The sequence below is a fragment of the Sphingopyxis terrae subsp. terrae NBRC 15098 genome (assembly GCF_001598815.1).
In the GTDB taxonomy this organism is placed as follows: domain Bacteria; phylum Pseudomonadota; class Alphaproteobacteria; order Sphingomonadales; family Sphingomonadaceae; genus Sphingopyxis; species Sphingopyxis terrae.
In genome coordinates this window covers 1-8051 of record NZ_BCZQ01000024.1, presented here as the reverse complement: position 1 = coordinate 8051, position 8051 = coordinate 1, and the positions used below count along the sequence as shown (strand labels likewise).

At 63.3% G+C, this 8051-nt stretch carries 8 protein-coding genes and 1 tRNA gene; 3 read left to right on the top strand and 6 right to left on the bottom strand.

Translation table 11 applies throughout. The features are described 5' to 3' along the window. Positions 1 to 181 precede the first annotated feature (181 nt). Positions 182 to 2143: an alkyl/aryl-sulfatase gene (locus STE01S_RS14710; RefSeq protein ID WP_062769005.1), complete on the bottom strand. Its 1962-nt coding sequence runs from the start codon at positions 2141 to 2143 to the stop codon at positions 182 to 184. Between the two features lie 101 nt (positions 2144 to 2244). Here STE01S_RS14710 and STE01S_RS14705 point away from each other — a divergent pair, with 101 nt between their 5' ends. Next, on the top strand, positions 2245 to 2727 hold the full coding sequence (locus STE01S_RS14705) for a flavodoxin family protein (protein WP_003047167.1): 483 nt from the start codon (positions 2245 to 2247) through the stop codon (positions 2725 to 2727). Between the two features lie 12 nt (positions 2728 to 2739). On the opposite strand, the gene STE01S_RS14700 is transcribed toward STE01S_RS14705, so the two are convergent. Beyond that, a complete protein-coding gene (locus tag STE01S_RS14700) occupies positions 2740 to 3375 on the bottom strand; it encodes a glutathione S-transferase family protein (RefSeq protein WP_062769002.1) in 636 nt (211 codons plus the stop codon). A gap of 99 nt (positions 3376 to 3474) precedes the next feature. On the opposite strand from STE01S_RS14700, the gene STE01S_RS14695 reads away from it, so the two are divergent. Beyond that, positions 3475 to 4236 carry a competence/damage-inducible protein A gene (locus tag STE01S_RS14695; protein WP_062768999.1) on the top strand — a complete coding sequence of 254 codons (762 nt, stop codon included), beginning with the start codon at positions 3475 to 3477 and terminating at the stop codon, positions 4234 to 4236. Here the strand turns inward: STE01S_RS14695 and STE01S_RS14690 are convergent. The 4 genes from STE01S_RS14690 to STE01S_RS20440 all read right to left on the bottom strand — a co-directional run bounded on the left by STE01S_RS14690 (position 4209) and on the right by STE01S_RS20440 (position 7552). Beyond that, positions 4209 to 5462 (bottom strand): MFS transporter, encoded by a 1254-nt coding sequence (locus STE01S_RS14690; protein ID WP_082813353.1) that lies wholly within the window; start codon positions 5460 to 5462, stop codon positions 4209 to 4211. The genes STE01S_RS14695 and STE01S_RS14690 overlap by 28 nt on opposite strands. 57 nt (positions 5463 to 5519) lie before the next feature. Continuing rightward, positions 5520 to 5593: transfer RNA gene (locus tag STE01S_RS14685), tRNA-Gly, on the bottom strand. A 141-nt stretch (positions 5594 to 5734) separates the two neighbouring features. Then, positions 5735 to 6298 carry a peroxiredoxin gene (locus STE01S_RS14680; protein ID WP_003042476.1) on the bottom strand — a complete coding sequence of 188 codons (564 nt, stop codon included), beginning with the start codon at positions 6296 to 6298 and terminating at the stop codon, positions 5735 to 5737. A 657-nt stretch (positions 6299 to 6955) separates the two neighbouring features. Beyond that, complete coding sequence (locus STE01S_RS20440; protein ID WP_152998661.1) at positions 6956 to 7552, bottom strand: hypothetical protein; 597 nt, start codon at positions 7550 to 7552, stop codon at positions 6956 to 6958. A gap of 342 nt (positions 7553 to 7894) precedes the next feature. Here STE01S_RS20440 and STE01S_RS20100 point away from each other — a divergent pair. Continuing rightward, positions 7895 to 8051 (top strand): transposase (locus STE01S_RS20100; RefSeq protein ID WP_174531844.1); only part of this gene is annotated, 157 nt, incomplete at its 3' end.

The window sequence follows — 8051 nt, the reverse complement described above, 5'->3', positions numbered from 1 at the left end:
GACGCTCGCGCCGATCGCTAACGGCACGGCGTTGAGCGCCGCGGCGATGCGCAGGACGTGACGATAGGCGGGATCGACCGGGTCGAGTCCCTCCACCGCGTTGAGCGCATCGGGTGCGAAGGGGTCGATGGGCGGCGCGGCGTCGGTATCGGTCATTGCCCTTCGTTAAGCGCAGCGCCCCCTATGGCACAACAATATTGAAGCGCGGGTCGGCGGGCGGGTGCATCGCGAACCACGACAGAAAGGCCATGCGGTCGCCCTCGATGCGGATCGCGCCCGATTGCATCAGCGCCGGAAACTGCGCCTGACCGAGCATCACATCGTCGAGCGTGCTGCGATCGAGCGTGATCGTCGCGGTCGGCGCGGCGTCGGTGACGCCATAGCGCGGGAATTCGACCCCGCCCTCGACGACGACCGCGACGCTTTCCTTGCTGTCGGGCATCACGAACTGGAACACGCCCTTTTGCGCCGCGCCCTTCACCGCGTCGAAGCGGGTAGCAAGCGAATCGAAGAAGACCGCGGTCGGGATCGCGCTGATGAACGACCGGCTCTGGCCGTTGCTGGTGCCGCCAGCGACCGCATTGCCGCGCAGCGTTGCGGCGGCGGCGAGATAATAGTTGCGCCACGCCCCCGATTCGGCCTGATAACCAAGCTGGTCATAGGCCGAGGCGAGCGCGGCGCGCGCCGCCTGATTGTCGGGCGCCGCGAAGACGAGCTTGTTCAGCATTTCGGCCGCCCAGCGATACTCACCCTTGGCGATGGCGTCCTTGCCCGCCGCAAGCAGCTTGTCGGGGCCGCCCGCCAGCGCGACATATTTGGGCGCGCTCTCTTCGGGCGGCAGCGGGTTGAAATTGGCCGGATTGCCGTCCCACCAGCCGAAATAGCGCTGATAGGTCGCCTTCATGTCGTGGTTGAGCGTGCCATAATAGCCGCGCGTCGAAAAATCGCTTCCCTGCACCGCCGCTTCGGGAGTCTGGTCGGCCAGCTCATGCAGCGTCGCGCCCCGGTTGGCGAGAAACAGGGTACGATCGTGGACATAGCGATAGGCGTCGCGCTGGTTTGTGAGCAGCGTGCGGACCTCGCCCGCGCCCCATGTCGGCCAATGGTGCGATCCCATCGCAACCTCGGCGCTGCCGCCCCATTTGAGGAGCATCGCGTCGATCACCTTCGACCAGCGCAACGCGTCGCGAACCTGCGCGCCGCGCAGCGTCAGCACATTGTGCAGATTGTGGGTCACCACCTCGGTCGTGTGGAGCGCCTTGTAGGCGGGGATGTAAAAGACGAACTCGGCCGGCGCCTCGGTGCCGCCCGCGTCCATGAAATCGAAGGCCAGGCCGTCGATGGTCAGCGTCGCGCCGCGCGCGGACACGGTTTCGGTCGGCTCCATATAGCCGATCGTCCCCGACGACAGCTTTGGGCCGAGCCCGGTATCGACCTGTCCCGTCGGTCCGGGCGCGAGGATCGCCCCGAACATATAGAGCGCGCGGCGCCCCATCGCCGGGCCGGCGAGCACATTTTCCGACGTCGCCTCTTCGGAAAAGCCGTGCGGTGCGATGATGCGGATCTTGTCTTTCTTCACCTGTTCGGGAGTCACGATGCCGCCGACGCCGCCGAAATGGTCGCTGTGGCTGTGGCTGAAGATGACAGCGCGGATCGGCAGCACGCCCGTCTTTGCCTCGACCGTGTCGGCGAACAGCTTCCACCCCGCCGCTGCGGTTTCCTCGGACAGCAAGGGATCGACCACGATCCACCCGGTCTTGCCGCGAATGATCGTCATCACCGACAGGTCATAGCCGCGCAATTGCCAGATCTTGTCCGGCACAACCTCGAACAGCCCGTGCACCGCATTGAGCCGCGCCTGCCGCCACAGCGACGGGTTGACCGTGTCGGGGGCCTTCGCCCTGTTCAGAAAGTCATAGGGTCGGCGATCCCAGACGATCCGGCCATCCTTGCCCGTGATGACGCCGTCCGGAATCTCGGCGATCTTGCCGCGCAGCACATTCGCCTCGTCGCGCGGGTCGCCCAGCGGCAGGCGCTGCGCGAGTTCGGCCTGCGCAGCGCGGGTCGCCTCGCTCGCCGCATCCTGCGCCGCCGCGCCGCTCGCCCACAGCATGATCGGAATCAGACAGATCGCACGCTTCATCGCATCCTCCCCTTTTGGTCCTGCTTGCGCCTTGTGGCATGGCTTGGCAAGCGGATGCCCGGCGGTGCGGGCTTCGCGCGACGCTAGAGGATATTGCGGCGATGAAATGCAAATTGCTTATCATTTGGCACAGCCGCACCGGCGGCAGCGCCGCGCTCGCCGAGGCGGCGGCGGCAGGCGCCGGCGACGCAGCGCGCCGCGTCGCGGCGGACGATGTGACGCCAGAGATGATTAAAGCGGCGGCGGGCTATCTGTTCGTCGGCCCCGAAAATCTCGCGGCGCTGTCGGGCGCGATGAAGGAGATGTTCGACCGCTGCTATTATCCCTGCCTCGGCCGGATCGAAGGGCGCCCCTATGCGACGATCATCTGCGCCGGCTCCGACGGCGAAAACGCCCAGCGCCAGCTCGACCGCATCGCGACCGGTTGGCGCCTGCGGCGTGTGGCCGATCCCGTCATCGTCAATACCGATGCCCAGACGCCCGAGGCGATCCTCGCCCCCAAGACGATTGCGGCGGACCGCCTTGCCGAAGCGCGCGATCTGGGCGCCGCGCTCGCGGAAGGGCTGGCAGCAGGGATTTTCTAGCGCCGGATGCCGTCAGGCCGGGTTCGCCGCCTGCATCTCGGCGATCAGCCCGTTGTCGATGTCCTTGGCCCGCCGGTATCCCGCGCGCTCGCGCAACGGCGCGACATAGGCTTCGAAGGCGGGGCGCGTCGGGATCGTGCCGAATTGCAGGCCCCAGTCGAGCTGGCTTCCGACATAGACGTCGGCGGCGCTGAAGCGCCCCTCCGCAACGAAGGCCTTGTCCGCCACCGCCGTTTCGAGCGCGTCGAGCGCCTTGTCGAACGAGCCATATCCCACCATCCGCTGTTGTTCGGCGCTCGGCACCCAGCCGGCGTGGGTGTTGGTCACCGCGGTTTCGAGCGGCCCGGCGGCAAAGAACAGCCAGCGGTAATAGTCGGCGCGCGCCTCCAGCGGCGGCGCGAGCCCCGCATCGGGAAAAGCATCGGCCAGATAGGCGCAGATCGCGGCGCATTCGGTGACGACCTTGCCCCGGTGGACGATCGCGGGCACCTTGCCCATCGGGTTGATCGCCAGATAGTCGGCGCCCTTCATGCTGTCGTCATAGCCCAGTATTTGCGTCTGATAGGGCGCGCCCACCTCTTCGAGCATCCAGCGGACGATCTGTCCGCGCGACATGGGGTTGGTATAGAAAATCAGATCGTCGGCCATGGTTGCTCTCCCTTGCTGCGAGTCGCAAAGAACATATCAGGAACATTGTCTGCGATCCAGAAGCCTTGTTTTGTCATGCGGGCGCGGTAAGGCAAGAGGATGAGCGACGAACGCATCTGGACCGCCGCCGTGCTGGTGATCGGCGACGAGATTCTCTCGGGCCGCACGCAGGACAAGAATGTCGCGCAGATCGCGACCTGGCTCGACGTGCAGGGGATTCGCCTGCGCGAAGTGCGCATCGTCCCCGATGTCGAGGACGAGATCGTCGATGCGCTGAATGCGCTGCGCGCGCGTTACGACTATGTCTTCACCACCGGCGGCATCGGCCCGACCCACGACGACATTACCGTCGATGCGGTGGCAAAGGCGCTCGGCGTCGGGGTCATCGTCCACCCCGATGCGCGCGCGATCCTCGAACGCTATTACACGGCGCGCGGCGGCGAACTGACCGAGGCGCGGCTGCGCATGGCGCGTACCCCGGAGGGCGCCGAGCTGATCCCCAACCGCATGTCGGGCGCGCCCGGCATCCGCATCGGCAATCTGTTCGTGATGGCGGGCGTGCCGCACATCACCGCGGGCATGCTCGATGCGCTGACGGGCGCGCTGGAAGGCGGAGCGCCGCTCGTGGCGCACACGATCGGCGCTTGGGCGCCCGAAAGCGAGGTCGCCGATCTGCTCCGCGCGGGCGAAAAGGATCACCCCGGCGTCGCGATCGGCAGCTATCCTTTCTTTCGCGACGGCCGCGTCGGCGCCAATTTCGTCTTTCGCTCGACCGACGCGGAGCGGGTCGCCGCTTGCGTTGCCGCCGTGCGCACGGCGCTTGAGGCGGCGGGCTATGCGGTGACCGACGGCGGCATCTGATCGGCCGCGTCGGCGTCGCTCGTCCGCGTCGCGCGCGGCAGGCGGCGCAGCATCGCGATCGCGAACAGTCCGAACAGCGCCGCCACCAGAAAGGCGGCGCCGGGGAAATGCACCGGCGCGTTCGCGCCCGTGAACCAGGCCATGGTGCCGGTGAGCAGCAGGGGCGCGACGATCTGTCCCAGCCCCATTGCCATCGCCGATATTCCCTGCACCTCGCCCTGCGCGCCGGCATCGGCGCGGCGCGACAAGATGGCGCTCAGCGATGGCTGCACCGGCGCCTGGAACATGATCGGCACGATCAGCAGGAAGGCGCCCCAGGTCGTCGTCACGAACGCATAGCCGACGAACACCGCGACCGCGACGGCGATGCCGATCGTCGCCGCATCGCGTTCGCCGAAGCGCGCGACCATCGGCCCGACGACGAAGCTTTGCCCGAGCGCGATGGCGACGCCGACCGCGGCAAGGCTCGCGCCGATCATCCCCGGCGTCCAGCCGAGCTGCGCGATGCAGTAAAAGCTCCACGTCATCGGATAGACGAGGCTGGCGATCTGCCACAGCAGCAGCACCGCCGCCGCGCCGCTCATGCCCGGAAGCGCGCGCATCGCGCGAACCGCGCCAAGCGGATTGGCGCGGCGCCAGTCGAAGCCGCGCCGTTTGTCGGGGGCCAGCGTCTCTGGAAAGATGAAGGCGCCGTAGATCATGTTCGCCGCCGCGAGCAGCGCCGCCGCCACAAAGGGCGCGCGCGGCGACAACTCGCCCAGAAAGCCGCCGATCGCGGGGCCGACGACGAAGCCGACACCGAAGGCGGCGCCGACGAAACCGAAGTTGCGAGCGCGCTCCTGCGGCCGCGTGACATCGGCGATCGCCGCCATCGCGGCGGCATAGCTACCCCCGAAAATTCCCGACAGCGCGCGCGCGAGGAACAGCCAGGGCAGCGTGTCGACGATCGTCAGCAGTGCATAGTCGGCGGCGAGTCCGGCAAGCGACAGCAGCAGCACGCGCCGCCGCCCGAACCGGTCCGACAGATTGCCGAGCACCGGCGAAGCGAGGAAGGTCGCCATCGCCATGACAAGCCCGATCCACGCCCCGACCTCGATTGCATGCGGCAGGTCGATGCGCCCCACCTCCATCACGAGCTGCGGCAGCACCGGCATGATGATGCCGAACCCGATCGCATCGATGAAGATGGTCGCCACAATGAACGGAATGGTGCGCTTTGCCGTCACAAGAAGATCCTGAATGTCGGAAGCGGGAGGCCTGCGCCGGGCCTCTTACGGCGGGGCTGGAGCGGGTGAAGGGAATCGAACCCTCGTCGTAAGCTTGGGAAGCTTCTGCTCTACCATTGAGCTACACCCGCATTTCAACGACTTGGCCCCTGCCTGCCGCGCTGTTTTAAAACGCGTTTTGCAGTTGCCCTCGCGATGCGGCGTCCGAGTGCCACGATGACCGCGCTGTCGTCAACATATCTCTTGCGGATCGCGCGAGCACGCGGCGGCGATCAGCGCTTCCGCGCCTTCCATGCCCGCACCGCCGCCATCGTCTTCTCGATATGCGCCTGCGGCTTGCTGTCGGTGTAGCTGAGCAGGATCGTCCCGTTCGGCGCGATCACATAGGATGTGCGTTCGGAGAGAATCCGGTTGTCCGCCGTGCGCATCGTCGTGTCATACTTGGCGGCGACCTTCGCGCCCGGATCGGCCGCCACGGCAAATTTGTCGCGGCATTCCGACCGCGAAAATTCGGCGACGCGGTCGATATTGCCCGCGGTGACGCCGATGACGCGCGCGCCCAACTTTTTGAAATCGTCGGTCGATTCGGCAAAAAGATGCGCCTCGATCGTGCAGCCGGGCGTGAAAGCCGCGGGAAAGAAATAGAGGACGACCGGACCCTGCTTCAACGCCTGCTTCAGCGACAGGCTGAAGGGCTTCCCGCCCTGTGCCGCATCCAGCGTGAAATCGGGCGCCTTCACGCCGGGCTTGAGCGCCGCGAAGCCCTGCAGAGGCGCGGCAGCCAAGAGCAGCCCGACACCCAGCGCGATTGCCGTCATGCCCCGGAATTTCATCATCGCTCTCCCATTTGGCCGATGTCGCCAAGCATGACCAAAAAAAGCGCGGGCGTCCAGCGCGCCGACGCAAACGCTCGTCGAGGTCATGGTCTTGGAGAAAGCTGGCGCGCCCAGCATAACAATGAAGGGCACTCAAATCACTGGAAAATATCTTTCTCACTAGATTGCTAGGGTCTGCTTTATGGCAGGGTACCCATTTATTCGCTCTAATCCGCGCGAGGGCATGCTTGCAGAGTTTGCTGTGGCGGTAGCGATACGTTTTGCGGATTTGGACGATTATATGCGTGAGTGAGCAGAAAAATGGGCGTAGCAGATTCTCACAAGCCGTTGCTCAATCTGACTTCAAGTTCTTAGACGGGTGATGCGCGACGCCCTAGAGCGGGATGTAGGCGCGTTCGCTCTGCGCGATCATTCAAAGCATCGCCAGTCTCGCTAACGAGATAGCCCTTCGCGCCTTTTCAGAAGCCAAGGCAGCAGGCCTGGACGCAATTAACCTATCTGGTGATTGATCGTGTACGGCCGACAAACTCAGCCGGTGCAACAGCCCACCGGTGTGAGCAAGGCGGAAAGACCCCCGTGGTCCAAGGTTGGATGATACTGCAGAAACTTCTAAACTCTAATTCCTGCTAACGGAAATCCAGCGCCTAGATCAATGTGTTATAGATGCCCCCGAAGGGCTGCTGCACGGGCCGAAATATTACTATTTATTGTCATAGACTTACTAATATTTTGGCGAGTTTTTTTCAACCAATAGCCGAACTCTGGTTCCCCAAGAAGAGAAAAACCTTCGAGAAATTCGTCGTATTCGTCAACTTCTCTAGAAAGAAAGTCTATATTTACGACTGAAATATTTAGCTTAACCACACGATAGTTGGCTATCAACAATGGGATCTGGTAGACATTCCCTAGTCGCCGCAAATAATATATTTCGCGTCGCAGTGCGGCTTGGGAACATTGAGGCTCCAATGAACCCCACAACTTTTCTTGAAGCCAAGAGCGCCACCGTTCTCCATTAATCCCGGTTGCTAACAACGCCAGAAGCGCGATACTTTTTTTACGCGTCACTTCAATCCAACGCCCGTCGGGCCCGACCAGTCCAAAAGAGCCTAAAAAACGCAGGTTATAGCTATAAGTTGAAAGATCTCTTTTGGAAAATCGGGTGTGCAATTCAGAAGCATTTGCAATATCGGAGGCGATATGATGCTGCGACGATGCGATGCAATTTGAGGTAGACGAGACTGCATAGAAGGACATGTGGGCAATCCAATTTAACGGCAAACGCTAAATATCATGCCGAAACGGCATTATCGCGCTTGGCCAACCGTAACTATATTGCTTCCCACCGCGAGGCCGCTTTCACCCCCTCGTCGTATTTTTTGCAGGTTATAGAATACGTATGGTAAGTCTATAAAAAAAAACTTCCTTTGGCTCAAATTTGGGTTAGCGTCCGCGCTCGTGGTGTAATTTCCGGTGTAGGCGATGGTGTATTCCGGGGTGGGGCATGCCCCACCCCGGAATGCGGCGTCGCTGGTGGCCACCGGGTTCATCGTTATGGTGGAGTTTGCACACTTCAACCGTGACGAAGAGGAGTTCCCGATGACCGAGGACAGATTACTGATCGAAGAGCTTGCTGCGAAGGGCGGCCAACCGGATTTTTTGCGCACCATCGCCGAGAACGTGCTGCAGCTGATCATGGAGGCCGACGTTGATGGCCTGATCGGCGCGGGTCGCCACGAACGCAGTCAGCGAGCGC

Coding starts and splice junctions, on each gene's coding strand:
- STE01S_RS14710 (WP_062769005.1), bottom strand. CDS start 2,143: ATGAAGCGTGCGATCTGTCTGATTCCGATCATGCTGTGGGCGAGCGGC.
- STE01S_RS14705 (WP_003047167.1), top strand. CDS start 2,245: ATGAAATGCAAATTGCTTATCATTTGGCACAGCCGCACCGGCGGCAGC.
- STE01S_RS14700 (WP_062769002.1), bottom strand. CDS start 3,375: ATGGCCGACGATCTGATTTTCTATACCAACCCCATGTCGCGCGGACAG.
- STE01S_RS14695 (WP_062768999.1), top strand. CDS start 3,475: ATGAGCGACGAACGCATCTGGACCGCCGCCGTGCTGGTGATCGGCGAC.
- STE01S_RS14680 (WP_003042476.1), bottom strand. CDS start 6,298: ATGATGAAATTCCGGGGCATGACGGCAATCGCGCTGGGTGTCGGGCTG.
- STE01S_RS20440 (WP_152998661.1), bottom strand. CDS start 7,552: ATGTCCTTCTATGCAGTCTCGTCTACCTCAAATTGCATCGCATCGTCG.